This window comes from Aliiroseovarius subalbicans (assembly GCF_022678625.1).
Taxonomy (GTDB): Bacteria; Pseudomonadota; Alphaproteobacteria; order Rhodobacterales; family Rhodobacteraceae; genus Aliiroseovarius_A; species Aliiroseovarius_A subalbicans.
Genome location: NZ_JALBYQ010000002.1, coordinates 362,487 through 382,280 on the forward strand (window position 1 = coordinate 362,487; position 19,794 = coordinate 382,280).

15 protein-coding genes are annotated in these 19,794 nt (G+C 61.5%); 3 read left to right on the forward strand and 12 right to left on the reverse strand.

All coding sequences use genetic code 11. From position 1 onward, the window contains the following. Positions 1-19 precede the first annotated feature (19 nt). From MN188_RS09580 to MN188_RS09610, 7 genes are all read right to left on the reverse strand, one after another. Positions 20-1,396: an aminotransferase gene (locus MN188_RS09580; RefSeq protein WP_242108580.1), complete on the reverse strand. Its 1,377-nt coding sequence runs from the start codon at positions 1,394-1,396 to the stop codon at positions 20-22. 14 nt (positions 1,397-1,410) lie between these two features. Continuing rightward, positions 1,411-2,997 carry a trimethylamine methyltransferase family protein gene (locus tag MN188_RS09585; RefSeq protein ID WP_242108589.1) on the reverse strand — a complete coding sequence of 529 codons (1,587 nt, stop codon included), beginning with the start codon at positions 2,995-2,997 and terminating at the stop codon, positions 1,411-1,413. Beyond that, positions 2,990-5,062 (reverse strand): FAD-dependent oxidoreductase, encoded by a 2,073-nt coding sequence (locus MN188_RS09590; RefSeq protein ID WP_242108599.1) that lies wholly within the window; start codon positions 5,060-5,062, stop codon positions 2,990-2,992. Before MN188_RS09590 ends, MN188_RS09585 begins: the two co-directional genes overlap by 8 nt. A 74-nt stretch (positions 5,063-5,136) precedes the next feature. Further along, complete coding sequence (locus MN188_RS09595) at positions 5,137-6,195, reverse strand: ABC transporter substrate-binding protein (RefSeq protein WP_242108601.1); 1,059 nt, start codon at positions 6,193-6,195, stop codon at positions 5,137-5,139. Positions 6,196-6,214: 19 nt separating this feature from the next. Next, positions 6,215-7,321: an ABC transporter ATP-binding protein gene (locus MN188_RS09600; protein WP_242108603.1), complete on the reverse strand. Its 1,107-nt coding sequence runs from the start codon at positions 7,319-7,321 to the stop codon at positions 6,215-6,217. Between the two features lie 8 nt (positions 7,322-7,329). Next, positions 7,330-8,115: an ABC transporter permease gene (locus tag MN188_RS09605; protein ID WP_242108609.1), complete on the reverse strand. Its 786-nt coding sequence runs from the start codon at positions 8,113-8,115 to the stop codon at positions 7,330-7,332. Next, on the reverse strand, positions 8,112-8,972 hold the full coding sequence (locus MN188_RS09610) for an ABC transporter permease (protein WP_242108610.1): 861 nt from the start codon (positions 8,970-8,972) through the stop codon (positions 8,112-8,114). The genes MN188_RS09605 and MN188_RS09610 overlap by 4 nt, the downstream gene beginning before the upstream one ends. A 214-nt stretch (positions 8,973-9,186) precedes the next feature. On the opposite strand from MN188_RS09610, the gene MN188_RS09615 reads away from it, so the two are divergent. Continuing rightward, positions 9,187-9,756 (forward strand): TetR family transcriptional regulator C-terminal domain-containing protein, encoded by a 570-nt coding sequence (locus MN188_RS09615; RefSeq protein WP_242108611.1) that lies wholly within the window; start codon positions 9,187-9,189, stop codon positions 9,754-9,756. A gap of 8 nt (positions 9,757-9,764) precedes the next feature. Here MN188_RS09615 and MN188_RS09620 read toward each other — a convergent pair whose 3' ends face one another. From MN188_RS09620 to MN188_RS09640, 5 genes are all read right to left on the reverse strand, one after another. Then, positions 9,765-11,978, reverse strand: a complete 2,214-nt coding sequence (locus tag MN188_RS09620; RefSeq protein ID WP_242108612.1) for a DUF255 domain-containing protein — start codon at positions 11,976-11,978, stop codon at positions 9,765-9,767. 92 nt (positions 11,979-12,070) lie between these two features. After that, a complete protein-coding gene (ccmI, locus tag MN188_RS09625) occupies positions 12,071-13,504 on the reverse strand; it encodes a c-type cytochrome biogenesis protein CcmI (RefSeq protein WP_242108613.1) in 1,434 nt (477 codons plus the stop codon). Continuing rightward, entirely contained in the window at positions 13,504-13,968 is a 465-nt protein-coding gene (locus MN188_RS09630; protein ID WP_242108614.1) for a cytochrome c-type biogenesis protein, read from the reverse strand. The genes ccmI and MN188_RS09630 overlap by 1 nt, the downstream gene beginning before the upstream one ends. Before the next feature lie 9 nt (positions 13,969-13,977). Beyond that, positions 13,978-15,954 (reverse strand): heme lyase CcmF/NrfE family subunit, encoded by a 1,977-nt coding sequence (locus MN188_RS09635; protein ID WP_242108615.1) that lies wholly within the window; start codon positions 15,952-15,954, stop codon positions 13,978-13,980. Beyond that, complete coding sequence (locus MN188_RS09640; RefSeq protein WP_242108618.1) at positions 15,951-16,616, reverse strand: Crp/Fnr family transcriptional regulator; 666 nt, start codon at positions 16,614-16,616, stop codon at positions 15,951-15,953. Before MN188_RS09640 ends, MN188_RS09635 begins: the two co-directional genes overlap by 4 nt. A 312-nt stretch (positions 16,617-16,928) precedes the next feature. Between MN188_RS09640 and MN188_RS09645 the strand changes: the two genes are divergently transcribed. Next, on the forward strand, positions 16,929-19,283 hold the full coding sequence (locus MN188_RS09645; protein ID WP_242108620.1) for a hypothetical protein: 2,355 nt from the start codon (positions 16,929-16,931) through the stop codon (positions 19,281-19,283). Positions 19,284-19,404: 121 nt separating this feature from the next. Then, positions 19,405-19,773, forward strand: coding sequence for a Rap1a/Tai family immunity protein (locus MN188_RS09650; RefSeq protein WP_242108622.1), 369 nt, complete (start codon positions 19,405-19,407; stop codon positions 19,771-19,773). Positions 19,774-19,794 lie beyond the last annotated feature (21 nt).

Genomic DNA, 19,794 nt, shown 5'->3' on the forward strand with positions numbered 1-19,794 from the left:
CCCTCTGCGTGCGCGCCGGTCATGACGGCTGCACCGCCATCTGATCTGCTGCGTGCCGGATCCCCTGGGCCAGAATGTCGAACATCTGGTTGATCTGCGCTTCATTGATGATCAAGGGCGGCGAGAACACGCACATGTTGATGATCGGGCGCAGGATCAACCCGTTTGCCTGGCAAAACGCGTCGATCACGCCACCAAGGGCATAGTCGCGCTCAAGCGACGCCACATCGCCGCTGGAACATTCGACGCAGCCCATCAGCCCCATGCCGCGCGCATCCGACACGATCGGCAGATCGGACAGCGCCTGCAAACGCTCCTGAAACAGCGGCGTGACGGCGCGCGCATGCTCCAGGATGCCTTCACTTTCGATGATCTCCATATTCTTCAACGCCGCCGCCGCGCTGACCGGATGGCCGGAATAGGTATAACCGTTGGAAAACGTCGCATCCTGTGACGCCGCGCCTGAAATGTCGTCGATCAGACGATCGGAAATGATCGCGGCCCCCATCGGTACATAGCCCGAGGTCATGCCCTTGGCGCAGGTGATGATGTCGGGGGTGATGCCAAACACCTCTTCCGACGCAAACCAATGACCCAAGCGGCCGAAGCCCGTCACCACCTCGTCCGAGATATACAGCACGTCGTGGCGGCGGCAGACCTCAAGACAGCGCTTGTGATAGCCCGGCGGCGGCACGATCACCCCGCCTGAGGCCAGGATTGGTTCGGCAATGAACGCGGCAACCTTGTCGGCGCCCAGGGTCAGGATCGCGTTCTCCAGGTCCAGCACCTTGGCGTCCAGAAAAGCGTCCATACTGACGCCATCACCCCGGTGCATCGGGTTCACGTCGGGCAGGAAGTGCGCCACGCCTTCGGCCTTGTCCAACCACAGCCGGTCACGTTCCTTGCCGCTGACGCTGGCGGCCAGATAGGTGCTGCCGTGATACGCTTTGTGGCGCGAAATCACTGTTTTCTTGTCGGGCTTTCCCAGCAGGTTGTTGCGAAACTGGACAAAGCGCAAAGCGCTGTCCACGGCGGTGGACCCACCGGTGGTGAAAAAGACATGGTTCAGGTCGCCGGGCGTGCGCGCGGCAATCTCATGCGCCAGCCGGGCGGTGACCGAGTTGGTGTTGTTGAACGGTGAAAAATAAGCCATCTGGCGAACCTGATCGGCCATCGCATCGGCCATATCATCGCGGCCATACCCGATCTGGACACACCACATCCCGCCGGGGCCATCAATCAGACGCTCGCCGTTTTCATTGACTACATAGACGCCCTCTCCGCCCTCGACAAAGGTGCGGTCGTTTTCACCGATTACGCCCATGCCCTCCCAGGGGTGAACAAAGTTTTCATTGTCCCACGATTTTGCGGCGTTCAGGTCGTTCAGCTTCAACATTTGATGTCCTTTGCTCAGCTGGATTTGGCGCGTGCGGCAGGGCGCAGCATGTCATCCGATGGGATTTGAATGGGAAATTCGTCACGAACCTGTGCGTCAGCCGCGCCGAGATAGTTCGGAAAGTGGCTGTTCAGGATGCCATCAGATTTCTCTCGGGCCCGTTGGAACAGGTCCTTTTTGCCGCGGTTTTCCCAGGTGTCCGTGCGTTCGCGGTCCATCAGCTGCGGATAGACATATTCGGTGTTCATGTAAGACAGCGTGTGCGGGTTGCCCAGAAAATGACCGGGGTCGATGGCGCATTGGTGGATCACGTCTACGCCCAGCGTTTCGTCCGAGACTTCAATGCCGCGCAGGGTGCGCAGGATCATTCCGCCTGCCTCGTCGTCAATCACCATGCTTTCGAAACTGCAACCCATCAGGCTGCCCATCATGCCACCAAATTCGCACAAGCGGTTGGCGCCGGCATGAGCGGCCAGCGTGAAGGTCAGCGCCTTTTCCAGCCCGTATTGCGCATCCGGGACTTTCGCATCCGTCATGCCCGCCCCGACCGAGGTCGGTAGGCCATAGAAATTGCCCATCTGGATCGCGGCGGCACCGATCAGCGCCTGTTCTCCACCACCACCAGTGAAAGACCCGCTGCGCAGGTCGGTGATGAACGGCCAGGCGGCAAAGCAGACCGGGCAGCCGGGGTTGATCAGGTTGACGATAACGACACAGGCCAACGTTTCCGCCACCGTCTGCGCCAGCGTGCCCGCGAGCGTCGCGGGTGCGGTGGCGCCTGCCTGCGGCGGCACCGCCAGGTCGACGGTCAGGCCCAGCTTGGCGGTGTCGATCATCAACTCCAGGTTCTCGCGTCCAAAGCGCAGCGGCGACACCACCGGGCAACCGCCGAAAATGACCGAGGGCTTTTTCATGAAACTGCCTTCGCCCCCCGAGGCCAGATCGAACATGCGGATGGCGTGGGGCAAATGGCTGCGGTCACGGAACGTCAGGCAGGCGGGTTTTTGACTGCCTGCCAAAATCGCATACAGCGTGTTCATGTCGTGGGTGAAATCGTCCGGCACGTCGGTGGCCAGCACCGTGTCGCCCAGCATGTGGATGTTCTCCAGCTTGTCGACCAGCCGTGTGAAGTCATAGACATCGCGCAAGGTGGACGGGCGGTAGGACATCGTTTCCGCGTCAAACGTCGTCACCGCCGTACCGGAATTGGCGAAATAGACGCTTTCGGCGGTGCAATGCATGTCATCTTTGCCTTCGCGATCCCCGCGGGCATAGACATAGAATTCCCGCGCGGCCCCGGCCAGAAGGTCCTCAACCAGCGCGCGGGGGAAACACAGCCGCCCGTGGTCGTTCAGAAGCGCGCCCTTGGGCAGCACCAGGTCCAGAAGTTCGGGCGTGTGGTCGGACAGGCCGGTGCGCTCCAGAATGGTCAGGGCGGCGTTGTGAATAGCCTGCTGATCAGCCTCGGTCAGCGGCTTGTAGCGTCCGCCGCTGAGGCCTGCACGCACCGCTTCGTTCCCGGTCGTCTGCTGTTGCACGGCAAGCCGGGCCTCGCGGCCACCACCACGACGACGGGTGCGGGATTTGGACAAGTCAGGCATGGGGGATCTCCGGGGTCAGGTCGATAATTTCACGGCGGAACCAGTCGCGGTCCACCGCATCTGCAGCGCGTTCGAAATTGCGCGCCGCCATGTGGCCGGCATAGACCGCATCGGCGATCAAAGCAGGTCCGGCAGCGTCGCCGATCAGCTCAAGCGTGGTCAGGTCGCGGCCTTGCAGCGCATCAAACAGCGCGGTTTCGCGCAGGCGTTCGGTCACCAGAACGGCGCTACTGCACGCGATGTCCTGCGTGCGCCCGGTGAAGGTGCAAGCCACTTGCATGCGCGCACTATCCAGCGCGGCCAGGCTGTGGTTGCAGCGAATATCCACGCCCAGCTCCAACAGGCGCGTTTGCACACGGTGCTGTTCCAGGGTCAGCGCGGTAAAAGACGACACCAGGCTTTCGGGGGTCACGAAAATCACCGGGTGCCCGGCGGCGGCCAGCTTTTCGGCAATGACACCCGCGATGTAAGCGTGGTCGTCATCATAGACCACAACCGGCCCGTCGGGCGGCATCTGACCGGCCATAATATCGTCAGGGGTCAGCACGGTTGCGGCGGCATCCATTACGGGCCGATTGCGCAGTGTGTTGCGCCCAATCCCGTCCGCGCGCCAGTGCGATCCGGTGGCGATGAACACGTTGGGAATGCCCAGCTCCAACACGTCCTCGGCGCCAAGGCGACTGTCTGTGTAAATCTGTACGTTGGCGCGTTGGCGCAAGTCGTGCAGGCGGTGGTCCTTGACCCGCGCCCAGGCGCCAAGCCCTGGCAGCGCGCTTTCGCGCAACACCCGCCCGCCCGGTTCAGACCCGGCCTCGGCCAGTGTCACCTGGTAACCCCGCCGCGCCAGTTGCATCGCACATTCAAGCCCGGCGGGACCGGCGCCAATAACCAGCGCGTCTTCCTCACGCTCTTTTGGCGCGATGATTTCGGGGTGCCAGCCACGCCGCCATTCTTCGCCCATCGTCGGGTTCTGGGTGCAGCGGATCGGCGCACCGACGCTGTCGGCCATGACGCAGATGTTGCAGCCGATGCATTCGCGGATCTCGTCGATCCGATCCTGTTCGATCTTTTGCGGCAGGAACGGGTCGGCAATCGACGGGCGCGCCGCGCCGATGAAATCGACAACACCCTTCTTCACCATCGACGCCATCATGTCGGGCGAGGTCAGCCGCCCCACCGCGACCACTGGCTTCGTGGTCATGGATTTGACGAAAGAGATGTAGTCGTTCTGATAGCCGTCCTGCGGTTGAAACCGCGTGGTCAGGGAATCGTTCGACCAGTCGCAGACGTTCACGTCCCACAGGTCCGGCAGCTCGGCCAGCATCTCGACGATGGCGCGGCCTTCCTCGGCGGCCTGCATGCCGTCAGTGCCAAGCATTTCGTCCACCGCGAACCGGAAAGCGACGGCGCAGGTGGCGCCGACGGCGTCGTGGGTCTCCTCAAGCAGTTCGCGCGTCAGGCGCAGGCGGTTTTCCAGGCTGCCGCCGTATTCGTCGGTGCGGTCGTTCATGTGCGGCAACAGGAAATGCTGCGGCAGGGTCATGTTGTGCCCGGCATAGACATAGACGATGTCAAACCCCGCATCGCGCGACCGGATCGCCGCGTCACGATGCCAGCGACGAAAGTTGCGGATGTCGGTCTTGTCCATCGCGCGCGCCTGTTTCGGATAGGGGTAATCCAGCGACATGTCGGACGGCGCCAGCACCGGCGCGCGGGTCATCAGGTTCTGGGCGTGGTTGCCGTTGTGCGCAAGCTCGATCGCCGCGAGAGATCCCTTGTCATGCACGGCATCTGTCATCAGCCGCAGCGCGGGAATGTCCCGCGCGTCCCACAGGCGGTTCTCGGCAAAAGGCGATAGATCCGAGGTCGGGTGAATCTCGGTCTCCTGGTTCGACACGACCGCCCAGCCACCTTCGGCTTTGACAGCGCGCATCGCGGCTTCGGCTTGCGGTCGGATATGGCCCATGCCGTTGCAATGGGGCACCTGAAAGAACCGATTTCGCGCCGTAACTGGCCCGATCCGGACCGGTTCGAATAGCACGGAGTATTGTCTCGTCTCAGACATGAAAACGCCTTTGGTGAACAGAGTATGGGGCGACCGGGTCCCGCCATGGGCCCCGGTCAGAAGTCATGAAAGGATCAGAAGCCGGCTTTGATCCGTTCGAATTCCTTCAGCATCTTGGCTTCCAGCGACGGCTCCACCGCGTCGAAGAACAGGCTGCCTTCGAAGAAAGCCTTCGGGTCGTCGAACCCGTATTGCGCGATCAGGTCCTGGTCCGAAATGGTGAACGCCTCGGCATTGGCATGGGGGTAGCCCCAGCTTTCGATGATGTACTTGCCGCTGGCCGCATCCGACAGCGCGTTCAGCTGGTCATAGATCTGGTCCACCGGCGTGGTCGACGATTTCAGGTGCACATAGCCACAGACCCAGGTCGCAATCCCCTTGTCGATGTCGCGCATCATCTTGGCCGGGGTTTCGTTCCAGATCAGGTTCAGCTCGGACTGGTTCCAGGCCCAGCCCATTTCCAGCTCTCCCGAGGCCATTGCCTGGTCCATCTGGCCCGCATCGGACCAGTAGAACCGCACGTTCGGGTGGATCGAGCGCAGGAAATCCGCCGCCTGCTGGAACTGCTCGTCGCTCAACGTGGTGTAGTCCGCGCTGTTGCCAGTGGCGAGCGAGGCAAGCGCAAAGGCGCTGGAGGCCGCATCCGGGATCGAGATCTTGCCCTGATAGGCGGGATCGGCCAGCAGTTGCAGCGAGATCTGGTCATCCGCGATCTTGTCGGTGCGATAGATCAACCCCGTGTTGCCCCATTCGAAAGGCATCATGTAGATCTTGTCGTCGATCACGATGCCGTCGACTTCCTTGATCTCGGGCAACATCGCGTCCCAGTTGTTCAGCTTGCTGGGGTCCAGCGGGTGCAGCAGATCGGCGGCGACCCATTTGCGCACCGCATCTGAACAGGGGTGCGCGAGGTCCGCGGTGAAGCCTGATTGCAGCTTGGTGAACGCCTCTTCCTGGCTGCCGAAGAACGTGTAGGACGGCGCGGCGCCGTGTTTTTCCATATAGGCGCCGAAGAAGCCTTCGTCTTCATAGCCCGACCAGTCAAAAACGGTCAGCGCCGCGCCATCGGCCATCGCAGCCCCACCAGCCAGCGTCGTCGAAAGGGCCAGCGCCCCGAATGCAGTGATTTTCATCTTAGTCATCTCCCTTAAGTTATGATGTCTGCTTGTCTTCACCCAGATCGATCACCGAGGCGGCTTGCACGCCCAGCCAGACCTTGTCGCCCGGCGCGTGATCGACCGTGTGGAAATAGTTGGGGACCGAGGCGGCGATCGGCTTGTCCAAACCTTCGACACCAACGTGGTAGTGGACGTTTTCGCCATAGAAGGCGACGTCACGCACAACACCCTGAACGGTTCCGTCATAGCCGTCCGGTTTGTGCCGCGCGATTTCCAGCTGCTCGGGGCGGATCCCGACCGAGATGTGGCGACCGTGGCGCGCGACATTCGGGTTCGCCTCGATCTTCATCGCACCGAACCCCGGTGTCGAGATCGAGAACGTGTCACCCGTCTCGGCGGTAACCTCGGCAGGCAGGAAATTCATTTCGCCGATAAAACTGGCCACCTCGCGGCTGCCGGGTTTTGCATACAACGTCTGAGGCGTGTCGACCTGAACCAGGCGACCATCGAACATCACGCCGATCCGGTCGGACATGGTCATCGCCTCATACTGGTCATGGGTCACCATCACGAAGGTGATGCCAAGGCTTTGTTGCAGGTGACGCATTTCGAACTGCATCTGTTCGCGCAGCTTTTTGTCGAGCGCAGACAGCGGTTCGTCCAACAACAGAACCTTGGGCCGCATCACCAACGCGCGGGCCAGCGCAACGCGTTGGCGTTGCCCGCCCGACAGCTCATTCGCGCCGCGGGCTTCCAACCCGCCCAGCTCGACCATCTCAAGCGCCTCTTTCACCCGCGTGTCGATCTCGGATTTCGAAATGCCCCTGTTGCGCAGCCCATAGGCCACGTTGTTGCCGACATTCAGGTGCGGAAAGATCGCATAGCTTTGAAACACCATGTTGGTCGGGCGCTTGTTGGCCGGCATGCCTTCCATGTCCTGCCCGTCGATCAGAACCTTGCCTTCGGTCGGCTCCTGAAACCCCGCAATCATACGCAGCGCGGTCGTCTTGCCACAGCCGGACGGGCCAAGCAGCGAGAAGAACTCGCCCTCACGCAGGTCAAGGGACAGGTCCGACACGGCAACAAACTTGCCAAACCGTTTTTCGATGCCTTGCAGCTGGATGATGTTGGTTTCGGTCACAGGCGGCCTCACAAGGTCGATTTGGTGGAACGGCGGCGGAAGTATTCGGCGACGACAAGCAACAGCACCGAGGCGAGCAGCAAGAGCGAGCCCAGCGCCAGCGTATTGGGAAGCTTGGCGGGAAAGCGGATCTGGCTCCAGATATAGACCGGCAGCGTCGGCTGGTTGCCGGACAGGAAGAAGGCGAGCACGAACTCATCAAAGCTGACCGTAAAGGTCACCAGAAGGCTGGACACGATACCCGGCGCCACGATCGGCAGGGTCACGCGGCGGAAGGTCTCGACCACGCCAGACCCGAGGTCATAGGCGGCTTCCTCCAACGACACATCGAAATCGTCAAACGCCGATTTCATGATCGACACGGAAAACGGCAGCGCAAGGAACGTGTGGCCAAGCATCACCGCTGTCAGCGACGGTTTCAGCCCCATCGAGATGAACAGGACCAACATCGACGAAGCGACGATGATGCCGGGGATCACCAGAGGCAGCATGACCAGCGCCTCCGACGCCTCCTGCCCACGAAAGCGATACCGGACATAGGCACGGGCCGCGAAAAGCCCCATCGACGTGGCCATGACGGCCGAGACAAAGCCGACAAACAAGCTGTTCACCAAGGCCTGAAGCAACGTGTCCTGCCCCCCCAGCTGGCGATACCATTCCAGCGTCCAGCCCTTGATCGGAAAGGCCACGATGGTGCCGTCGTTGAAGGAAAACAACGGCAACAGCAGCACCGGTAGATACAGAAACGCCAGGTAGAAAATGGCATACATCACAAGGCCAGACGGTCGTGTCATCGAATGCGCCTCCCCAACCCGGTGGCCGACAGGACGAACAGGATGGCGACAAAACCCACCGACATCATCGCCAGCAGCGACAGGGTCGCGCCCAGCGGCCAGTTGTTGGCGGCGCCGAACTGCACCTGGATCAGGTTGGCGATCATCTTGCCGTCCGACCCGCCAACCAGCGACGGCGTCACGTAATCCCCGACCGTGGGGATGAAGATGATCAGGCAGGCGGCGATGATACCGGGAATGGTCAGCGGCAGTGTCACGCGCAGAAATTGCTGTACCTTGCCACTGCCCAGGTCATTTGCGGCCTCCAGCAGGCTGGGGTCGATCTTTTGCAGTGACACATAGATCGGCAGGATCGCAAACGGCGCCCAGGCATGGGCAAGCGTCAGAACCACGGAAAACTCGTTGTACAGCAGGAAGGTCAGCGGATCACTGATCAGCCCGACCCCCAAAAGAGCTGAGTTCATCACGCCGTTGAAGCCCAGGATCAGTTTCCAGGCGAACACCCGAAGCAGGTAGCTGGACCAGAACGGGATCGTGATCAGAAGCAGCCAAAGCGTCTTGCGCTGTGCCTTCAGCGCGATGAAATAGGCGATCGGATAGGCCAGCGCCACGGTGGCCAGCGTAACCGCCGCTGCGATCAGGATCGAGCGGATCATCAGGTGGCGCACCAGCGGATCGGTCAACGCCTCGCGGTAATTTGCCAGCGTCAGGGTGCGGTCGATCGACACGTAAGTCTGCGTCCACAGCGAATAGGCAACAAGGATGACAAGCGGTGCCGCGACCAGGAATCCGACATACACAGTGGCGGGCGCCGACAGCGCCAGACCTTTCGCCTTTTCGCTTCTCAATCCAGCCAAGGATTTCCCCCATGCACGCGTGCCTTCAAGTGGATAACTTAATGGACGATCGTCCATTAAGTATTGTCCGGGGACCCTGCCTGTGTCAATCTTAAGGTGTTGCGCGCGACGTGCGGCACTGTATCATCCATAAGTCACTGATATTTCTCGAAAGACTGAAATGACAGCACAGGTTCGAACAAAGAAGAGAGACCCGAAGGGCAACAGATCAACCTTGATCCGTGCAACGCTTGAGTCGATCTCCGAGGTCGGAATCACCGATACGACCGTCAGCCGGATCATCGAAAAGGCCGGGCTGTCACGCGGCATGGTCCACCTGCATTTCGGTGGAAAAACCCAACTTCTGGCCGCCGCAGCGCAGGCTTTCAGCGACGAATACTACTTCGGAATCGACCGCCACGTTCAAAAGGTCGGCCACGCGCCCGAACGCATCATCATGGCGGTCGTGACCGCCGACCTGAGCGAGGAATTGCTGAACGAGCGCGCCACCCGGATTCTGCATGCCTTTCGTGGTGCGGCCAGCACCCATACGGGCATTGCCGAGGTCAGCGGCACCCGCGACGACCGGCTGCGCGACATGATCCGCGCGGCGTTCTCAAAGATTGCGGCAGACTACCCGGACGAAGACCCCGACGTTCTTGCCCGTGACGCGACTTTCGGCCTGTTGGCCCTGCTCGAAGGCATGTGGTCTGATTACCTTCTGAACCCCAATGCGTTTTCGCGCGAAGTTGCGAAATCCATCGTCTGCCGCTTCATCGGCGGCCTGTTTCCCGATCATTTCTGAGCCCAAACCTACCACAGTGCGAAGATCAGTTCTTCGGGCTGCAGGCAGATCTCATCACTGCACGCCTGAAAGGTCACCTTTGCCAGAGTCGCCGCGCCTGCTGCATCCTTCTCTGGCAGCTGCGCGAACAGGCGCACACGTCCCTCATACAATGCCAGCGGCGCGTCGTTGAACGACAGCGTCTTGATGATCGGGTCGGGATAGGAAACTGCGACCTCCCCGGCGTCGGTCACCGTCAGGTTGGTCGCGATGAAATACGGCTCCAGAGGCGCATGGGCGTTGATGTGCCACCCCTTGGCAATATCCAGCACGATCTCGACCTCACTCTCCGACCAGGCATGCTGCAACTCGACCCGCACCGCCCCTTTCGCCGCGTATCGCAGCGGTCCGGTTTCCCCGGCCTGAAGTGATCTGATTGCGGTCAGGGCCATGCCGCGCTGCGCAGGCGCGGAAAGGGCGTGGCCCGACAAGGCGCTGGACAGGTGAAAGCCGGCTTGATCAAGCGCTGGAACAGCGGCCCTGTGGGAAAGCCGGGCGAAAAGCGACAGGGCCAGCGCATTACCCGAAGGGAGGTCGCCGTCATCCACCGGGATCACAACGCCCAGCCCGTCGGCTATTTGCGTCATGTGAAACCCCGTGTCGGCCGTGCCGAACCGCGCGGGAATGTCGTCGGCCAGGGCTTTGCCCTCGGACAGCCAATGATCTGCTGCGGCCCGGTCGGACGTATGATCGTGCAAGGCAACAAGCGCTAGTGCAAGCCCGGCATGGTCGGATAAATGCGCCGCCCCCTCGCTAACGCCTTCGAACCACAAGCGGCGAAGTCCTTCGTCCTCGCGCATGTGTTCAAGGATGAACCGCGCCGCTGTTTCCGCCGCCTCATAGTAGTCTGGGCGGTCCAAAAGGTACGACGCCTCGGCGAGGGTTTCGATCATCGCCGCGTTCCAATCGACCACGACCTTGCGATCCAGAAATGGTGCCGGGCGCGCGCTGCGCAGTTCCCACATCCGCGCCAAAGTCGCGTCCATACGGGCGGTGTCCGCGGGCAGGTCGACAAGGTTCAGAATGTTGGCGCCGTCCAGCTCTCCGTCCTCGGAAACCTGAAACAGATCGCGGGCAAAAACCGTGTCCTGCCCAAGAGCAGCAAGCGCTTCGGGCGTCCAAGTATAGAATGCGCCTTCGACCAGATTGCCAGCGTCATCAAAGCTGTCGGCATCCAGCGCCGAATAGAACCCACCACCCGGACCACGCATGTCGCGCAGGACGAAATCGAACAGGCGTTCGGCAGCACGGCGATACTGCGGCGCCCCGGTGATGCGCCACGCCCGGATCAGCAGCCGCCCGGTCAGGGCCTGCGTGTACAACATCTTCTCAAAATGCGGCACGTGCCATTCTGGATCCACCGCGTAACGGTGAAAGCCGCCACCGACATGGTCGTGAATGCCGCCCCGGATCATGCCGTCCAACATGTCCGTCACATTGCGCAGCATCCAGCGGTCTCCGGTCCGCTCGGCCTGATCCAGCAGGAACAGAAACATCGCTTCGCGCGGGAATTTCGGCGCTGTGCCAAAACCACCGTTGAAGGGGTCCATCTCAGGCAACAACTCGTCCGCCAGCTGTTTCACGATCGCGGGCGTGACCGCACGCGCTTCGGCCTTGCGGCTGAGATAGGCACGGGCGGTTCGGGTAACGCGCGCGGCCTCGGCACTCACAAAGGCCGGATCCTGATCCCAGGCCGCGCGCACCCGCTCCAGCGTCGCCGCGAAGGTCTCGGGCTGCATATAGCCCCCAGCCGAGAAAGGATCGCCCTGGGGTGTTAGAAAGACTGAATTCGGCCAACCCCCACCCCCGGTCAAAAGCTGGGTGACAAACATGAACTGCTCATCCAGATCCGGGCGGGTTTCCCTGTCGATCTTTATCGACACGAAATGCGCATTCAGCAGCGCGGCGATGGCTTCGTCCTCGAAGCTTTCGCGCTCCATCACATGGCACCAGTGACAGGCGGAGTAACCGACCGAGATGAAGATCGGCTTGTTCTCGGCCCGGGCTTTCTTCAGCGCCTCGGGTCCCCAAGGATACCAATCCACCGGGTTATAGAGGTGCTGCAACAGGTAGGGCGACCGGGTGCCTTCTAAGTGGTTCGGCGTGCGCTCCTCTGCCAGAGCCCGGTGCGGCGGCACAAGCAAGGTCAGAACGATCAGAAAGCTTGGCAGGAGTTTTCGCATAGGGCCTCGTTTTCGCTGCCTCAAGCTACCAGACACGGCGCCCCGGCGCCATCACGACGCGGTGAGGAACGGGGCATCGGCATGGCGACAGCTCACTCGGAGATTACGTCTGCGACGGCCTTCGACATCATGTCCAGAACCGGACCGTTCCCCGCGAAAAGTGCTTTTGCTTGATCATAGGCGGCCTTGGCCCTGTCCGGATCGCCCAGCACGGAATAGGAGCGCACCAGCATGACCCACTTTTCCGGGTTTTCGGGACTTTCCTCAAGCTCGGCGGCAAGGCCTGCGACCATGCCCGAAATCATGTCATCCTGCTCGGCTTGAGGCAGGGCCGATATGTTGGCGACGTCTTCCGCGCTCGGGTTTGCCACCCCGCCCCGGCTGATCTGGTCAGGTTCTGGTTCCAGGATATCCATGCCCAGGTTCTGCGCGGCTTCGTCGAACTTCTGCTGCACGAAGGGCGCGGCGGCGAAATGGGCAGCACCCTGGGTCAGAACCGTGGCGGCCTTTTCGTTGTCACCCGATTGGGCCAGTCGCGTCGCCAGTTCGATCCAGGCGGAATGATCCAGCGGGTCTGTGGAAAGCTGTGCCTCAAGCTCGGCAATCCGGGTCGCGTCGATCTCGCTGGCCGGAGCGCCGCCGGCAGCAGCAATCTCGGCCTGGGTGGCATCGGGCAGATAATCTGCCAGATCTCGTTTCAAGAACCGCACCATGTTCACGATGTCACGGCGCACCATCGGCAGCCAGGACGCGCCTTCAGGGCTGTCGTTCTTCAATGCGACCCAACTGGCCAACGCCCCGTCGAAATCCTGCTCCTGTGCCTTGGACAGGGCCACGTAGTAGCGCGCACGCGGGTCGGCGGTTTCCAACATCACATTTTCGAAGATGATCCGCGCCATTTGCGGCACCTTGTTGCCGTTGGCCTGTACCATCGCCTCGGCATAGGCGGCCTGAACGCCGGGTTCATCTGGTGCCAATTCGGCAGCCTGACGATAGGCATCGACCGCCGAGGCATGGTTGCCAAGCGACGAATAGGACACCGCAAGGGTCCACCAATCCTCAAAGCTCTGCGGATTCTCCTCGGTGCGCGCGATCATCAGGGCGATCCGCGCGTTCGCATCGCCCTGGGCGGCACGTTGTTCCAAAAGCTCGGTCTTGCGAGCCGCCAGCGGCTGGTCCGGAACGCCGGGCGCCCCGACCCATGCATAACCGCCAAGTGCAACCACCGCTGCCAGACCTGCAAGCCCAAGTGCCACAGCGGGCGCGCGTTGCGACCGTGTGAACCCGGCATCCAGGTGGCGGGCAGCCGACAGGGTGCGCCGCTCAATTTCCTGCGCCGCCGCATCGCGTTGATCTTCGTTGATCAACCCCGCAGCCAGATCACGGTCCAATTCATCAAGCTGGTCGCGAAATACCGAAATCGCCCCGTCCGAGTCGTTCATTTCGACTGCCCCTTTGCGCAGGAAAGGCAAAGTGATCCAAAGCGCTGCGACGATCGCAACTCCGACTGAGATGATCCAGAACATCAGCTTTTTTCCCCTTGCAGCAAACGTTGCGCCTTGGCGCGGTCTTCGTCACTCAACCCGACCTCTCCCGGCGCCTGACGGCGGCGGCGGTGATAGGCCAGAACCGACAGGCCGCCCAACCCCAGGAAGATTGCCGGTGCACCCCACAACAGGTAGGTCTGCGTCGTCACCCGCGGCTTCAGCAACACATAATCTCCATAGCGTTCGGCAACATAGGCGATCACTTCATCGTCACTATCGCCCGCGCTCATGCGGTCGCGCACCAGAACACGCAGATCACGCGCCAGACCCGCGTTTGAATCGAAGATGCTTTCATTTTGACAGACAAGGCATCGCAGCGCGCGACCGATCTCACGAGCGCGGGCCTCCTCGACCGGGTCGTCGAACATCTCTACCGCATCCAGAGCGTGAAGCGCGGGCGCGGTCATCAGGGTGACCGCAAGGGCCAGGGCAAGACGGATCATCATCGGGTCCTATTCTGCGGGTTGGGCTGCGCGCAGGCGACGGGTAGGCGCACCGACGCGCAGACGTCTGTCGGTCAGCGAAATGAGCGCAGCCAGCGCCATCAGCACCCCGCCAAGCCACATCCATGGCACGCCCGGATTGTAGTAGTAGCGGGTGACGAACCCGCCGCGTCCATCAGGATCCCCCAACACGGCATAGATATCGCCATGCCACAGCGTCGCAATTCCGGCCTCTGTCGTAGGCTGCCCTTCGACCGGATAGAACCGACGCTCAGGTCGTAATGTGCGAAGCAACTCACCGTCCCGTGTAACGGTGACGGTCGCGATCGAGGTCTGGTAGTTCGGACCTGTATCGTTCACCACTTCGTTCAGGCTGAAGGCATAGGGACCAACCTCGATTGGCGTGCCAAGCTGAACGGTCTGGATGGTTTCGTCCTTCCACACCGAGACTGCCACGACGCCCGCCGCCGCAATCGCAAGGCCAAGGTGGCCCATATATAGCCCCCAGGACGACCGGGGCAGGCCGATCACCCGGCGCAGCGCCACGCTGGGCGACGCCTTTGGCAAGCCAGCGCGCGTGGCCAGGTCCTGCAAGGTAGCGACGGCCAGCCAGATCGCGATGAACGCGCCGAACAGGCCCACAGGCTCGTCGAACCCGGCGATGAGGCCGACACCCAGTGTCAACACAGCGGACAGGCCAAGCCCGATCGCCGCCTTGCGCAGCACCACGGCTGGCCGGGCGCGTTTCCACGACAGGAACGGCCCGATGCCGGCAAAGAACATGAGGATGCCGAATACCGGCAGGAAAGCCTGGTTGAAATACGGCGCGCCGACAGTAATTTTGGCGCCGTTCGCCAGCTCCAGAAACAGCGGATAAAGCGTGCCGACGAACACGACTCCGGTCGCGGCAGCCAGACCCATGTTGTTGAACAGAAGCCCGCTTTCACGCGACCAGATCGAGAACACGCCGCCCTCGCCGATCGACGAGCCGCGCCAGGCAAACAGCGACAGCGCGCCGCCGATATAAACCACCAGAAGGCCCAGGATGAAGATACCGCGATCGGGATCGGTGGCGAAGGCATGGACCGAGGTCAGGATGCCCGAGCGCACCAGGAACGTGCCCATCAGCGACAGCGAAAAGGTCAGGATGGCCAAAAGGATGGTCCATTTCAACAGCGCGTTGCGTTTCTCGACAACGATTGCCGAATGAAGCAGCGCCGTGCCGATCAACCAGGGCATGAAGGACGCGTTTTCCACCGGGTCCCAGAACCAAAAACCGCCCCAGCCAAGTTCGTAGTAGGCCCACCACGACCCCAGCGCGATGCCGGCGGTCAGACCGGACCAGGCGATCAGCACCCAGGGCCGCATCCAGCGCGCCCAGGCCGGATCGACCCGACCAGTGATCAGCGCAGCCACGGCGAAGGAAAACGCGGTCGAGAAGCCGACGTATCCGAGATAAAGAAGCGGCGGGTGAAACGCGACGCCGGGGTCTTGTAAAAGCGGGTTCATGCCCTGCCCGTCCAGCGGCGTCTGCGGTGCGCGCAGGAACGGGTTCGAGGTCAGCAGCAGGAACAGGTAGAACCCGATGCCGATCATCGCCTGCACCGCTAGCACGGTCGAACGCATCACAACCGGGATCATCCGGCCAAAGACGGAAATCAGCACCCCGAACAGCGCCAGCATAAGCACCCACAACAGCATCGAACCTTCGTGGTTGGCCCAAACACCGGTGACTTTGTAGAGCATCGGTTTGGCTGAATGCGAATTCATCACCACGTTGATCAGCGAAAAGTCCGACTTTACATAGGCCCAGGTCAGCACAGCGAACGCTCCGGCGACGCCAAGAAACTGCACCTGCGCTGCGCTGTCGGCCACCCGCATCGCCGAAGCCGATCTGGTATGCGTGCCCCAGATCGGAACGATGGCCTGCACCAACGCAGCGGCCAGCGCCAGCCACAGGGCAAGATGGCCCAGTTCGATGATCATTTGGCGTACTCCTCGGGTGGGGTTCCGGCCGCGGCGGCTTGAATGGGGTTCTGTTCGGGTGCGGTCAGTGCAACCGGCACGCGCCGCCTGACCGCAGCCATGTCCGGCACCAGGTACTCGGTGCGCGACAGAAATTTGAACGTGCCGGTTTTGCGCAATCGGGTCAGGATCCGGCTGACGGTTTCGGCGTTCAGGCCCAGATAGTCGGCTATCGCCTCGCGATTCATCGGAAGCTGAACTGGACCGGGGCCAGTCCAGCCCAACGCGGTTTCGGCCAGGAACAGGGTGACACGTTCGGTCGAATCCAACCGACCCAGCGTGATCATATGCTGCGTGACCGCCTCAAGCCGCCGGTGCACAACACTGAACATGACGCGCAGGAAATCGGGGTTGCCTTGCAGCTCGGCCATGTTCGCGCCAAGATCCAGTTCGCAGATCTGGCAGGACTCCAAGGCCTCCAGCCAAACCGGGCTGTCTTCGTTCGCCATCGGACCGCAAACCGTGCCCCCCGCCCGCTCGATCCCGGTAATCTGGCGTCGACCGTCGGGAAGGCTGACACAGATCGCCGCTGTACCGCTCTGCACGATCCAAAACTTCGCACAGGCCTTGATGCAAGTCTCAACCCGCTCGCCCCGCTCAAGATCGAATACACGATGTGTCAAGCGTGATCCCTTTTCGGGGACAAAGCGGCAAAGCTTTGATTCGCATGCAAAACATTTGCCTGCGTCGACAGTGTTCATACGCATTCCTAACTGGGTTGAGTGGTCGCGGGCATTTTCTGATGCTTCGGGCGTTTGTCGTTGACTCAGATCAACCTGCCGTTCGTTTCGGTTTCTTGACTCGAACCGTGGAACCGCCACCCCAAAAACCCGCCGGTTTCTGACAATTGTCAGAGCCGCGCCGATCACGCCCTTGTTACTGTCGCTTGGAATCGGTGCGTTCGCGCCGATGAATGCTCAATGAGGAGTCTCACAGTGAAACGGATTTTGGTAGCAATGGCGCTCCTGTTCGGCACTGCCACATACGTGGCGGCGCAGGATGTGCCTGAATCCGTCGATCCGGTCGTTGCAGCGGAAAAAGGCTGTTTGTCGTGCCACGATGGTATCGAACAATTTACGACCGGCGACATGATGGAACAGATCATGACCATCGGCCATGACTATGGCGACCCGGGCGGTTGTGTCACCTGTCACGGTGGCAACCCGCAAGGCCTGACCGCCGAAGAAGCGCACCAGGGTGCCCCGGCCGAATTGGCCGAAAGCGGACCTGACATGTTCTTCCCGGACCCCGGTTCGGTCTGGATCGCCAACAAGACCTGTGGCCAATGTCACGACGGATATGCCGATCGCCTGAAACTGTCCCTCATGAACACCGAAGCCGGCAAACTGCAGGGCAACCTGTGGTCCTGGGGCGTCATCGACACGCACCAGTCGGTTTACGGCAACTATGACCTTGTCGACGAAGACGGCAGTGTTCCCAGCGTTGGGACCGAGGCCTACCAGGACTACATGGTAGCCTTCACCGAAGCGCACCCGGAACAGATGCCGACCTCGATGCAGCAGGTTCCCGAAGTGGACGTCGACGCGATCGCCGAACACCCGAACATGGCCGGCATCACCTATTCGCGCCAACAATGTCAGCGTTGCCACGTTGGTGTGACGGGTCGTGAAAAGCGCGGTGATTACCGCGGCACCGGTTGTTCGTCCTGCCACGTTCCCTACTCGAACGAAGGCCTGTACGAAGGCGGCGACCCCACGATTGCCAAGGACCAGCCCGGCAAGCTGCTGACCCACCAGATGCAAGCGACGCGTGATCGTGTCGTGCATGTTGGCGACGTCAGCTACTCCGGCATTCCGTCCGAGACCTGCAACTCCTGCCACAACCGCGGCAAGCGGATCGGCGTGAGTTACCAGGGTATCATGGAGTTCCCCTATGGCTCGCCCTACAGCGAGACAGGTGGCAAGCAGCCCAAGCTGCACACTAAGAACTACCTGTACATCAAGGACGACCTGCACCACTCGACCGAGTCGCGGCCGGGCAACCCTGAAGGCGGCATGCTTTGCCAGGATTGCCACACCACGATCGACATGCATGGCGACGGCAACCTGCCGGGCACCACGCTGGCGCAGGTGGAAATCGAGTGTGAGGATTGTCACGGCACCGTCGCGCAATTCCCCTGGGAACTGCCGCTGGGCTATGGCGAAGAGCATGGCATGGAGCTGCCGGACGTTGCCCGTGGTGTTTCGGAAGAAACCAACGACGAGTCCTATACCTTCGGGTATGAGTACGAAGCCACTGACGGCTATCTGCTGACCGCTCGCGGCAACCCCTTCGGCAACGTCGTGCGCAACGGTGACAAGGTCATCATGCACTCGGCATCCGGTCTCGACTTCGAGGTTCCGGTGCTCAAGCAGCTGGCAATCGACAACACGTGGAAGTCCCCGGACGCCATGGTCGCGATGAGCCAGGTCGGGTCGCATATGGAAAGCATGGAATGCTATGCATGCCACGCTGACTGGGCCCCGCAGTGCTATGGCTGCCACATCACCGTGGACTATTCGGAAGGCAAAACCGACGTCGACTGGATCAACAACGCGAACGCCATCGGCGCGAACGGTCTTGGTCCGGACAACGAGCTTGGCACCAACGGCCTGACGTCTCCTGGCAAGGTCTCCGAGACGCGCTCCTACCTGCGTTGGGAAGAGCCGACCCTCGGGATCAACGGCGAAGGTCGCGTGAGCCCGCTGATGCCGGGTTGCCAGGTCATCACGACGGTCATCGACAAGGACGGCAACACTGTCGCCCACAACGAGACCTGGATGACGCCGGACGCCGGTGGCACCAAGGGCCTGGACCACGCTGCAGTGCAACCGCACACGGCCGGGCGTCAGGCGCGCGAGTGTGAAAGCTGCCACAACAACCCGAAAGCCCTTGGCTATGGGATCATGGGTGGCCGCTTCATGGCTGGGTATCAGGACGGCCTTGTTGTCGACCTGGAAACTGCAACGGGTGAAATCATCCCGCAGCAGAGCCAGTTCCAGTCGCAGCCGATCCCGTCGCTCGACCACGACCTTAGCCGGATCGTGACCGAGGATGGCAAGCAGCTCGTGACCGTCGGGTCGCACTGGCCGCTGACCGGCCCGCTGCCGCAGGAGATGCGTGACAAGATGGAACGCACCGGCCTGTGCATGGGCTGCCACCAGAACATGACCAACGAAGAGCTCTGGAGCAAAGTCAATTCACCTGGCTTTGTCACCAACCAAGAGCACCAGGACGTTTTGGACGCGGCTTTGAAAGCCTATGCTGAGACCAACCCGGTCGCCGAGTAGTCGGACAGCATGAAAGACCTGGGCCCGGCCGGATCTACACCCGGCCGGGCCTTTTCTTTTCCACCACAACCTGTTGAATATCGCCTGAGACATGCGCCGACCTTTGCGCCAAGGAGACCCCATGCGAAATGTGACCCCCATCCTGTTTGCCTGCGCATTGGCGACGGCCACCGTCACCCCGCTTCAGGCCCAGACCGTACCCGATCTAACTGTGGCCAAGGACCTGCTCCTACCTTGTCAGGAGGCGGACAACGACCCCCGTGACGGGTTCATTGCCGAACTTGAGTGCGTCAGTTTCATCCGCGGCTTCATGGCGGCGGTGGATCTGTCCGACCTTGGCAAAAAGATCTGCCTGCCGGATGCGAACCGCGACGATCAGGTGCGCCGCGCCTTTGCGCAGTGGGTTCACGGATCGTTCCGAAAACGGGGCAACATGCCCGTGGGTGACGCCATTCTTGAAGCCCTCAACGACAAGTTTCCCTGCGGCTGAGTTACGCTGTTGACGGTTGCA

Coding starts and splice junctions, on each gene's coding strand:
- MN188_RS09630 (WP_242108614.1), bottom strand. CDS start 13,968: ATGATCCGTCTTGCCCTGGCCCTTGCGGTCACCCTGATGACCGCGCCC.
- MN188_RS09605 (WP_242108609.1), bottom strand. CDS start 8,115: ATGACACGACCGTCTGGCCTTGTGATGTATGCCATTTTCTACCTGGCG.
- MN188_RS09585 (WP_242108589.1), bottom strand. CDS start 2,997: ATGCCTGACTTGTCCAAATCCCGCACCCGTCGTCGTGGTGGTGGCCGC.
- MN188_RS09580 (WP_242108580.1), bottom strand. CDS start 1,396: ATGTTGAAGCTGAACGACCTGAACGCCGCAAAATCGTGGGACAATGAA.
- MN188_RS09650 (WP_242108622.1), top strand. CDS start 19,405: ATGCGAAATGTGACCCCCATCCTGTTTGCCTGCGCATTGGCGACGGCC.
- MN188_RS09595 (WP_242108601.1), bottom strand. CDS start 6,195: ATGAAAATCACTGCATTCGGGGCGCTGGCCCTTTCGACGACGCTGGCT.
- MN188_RS09590 (WP_242108599.1), bottom strand. CDS start 5,062: ATGTCTGAGACGAGACAATACTCCGTGCTATTCGAACCGGTCCGGATC.
- MN188_RS09620 (WP_242108612.1), bottom strand. CDS start 11,978: ATGCGAAAACTCCTGCCAAGCTTTCTGATCGTTCTGACCTTGCTTGTG.
- MN188_RS09635 (WP_242108615.1), bottom strand. CDS start 15,954: ATGATCATCGAACTGGGCCATCTTGCCCTGTGGCTGGCGCTGGCCGCT.
- ccmI (WP_242108613.1), bottom strand. CDS start 13,504: ATGTTCTGGATCATCTCAGTCGGAGTTGCGATCGTCGCAGCGCTTTGG.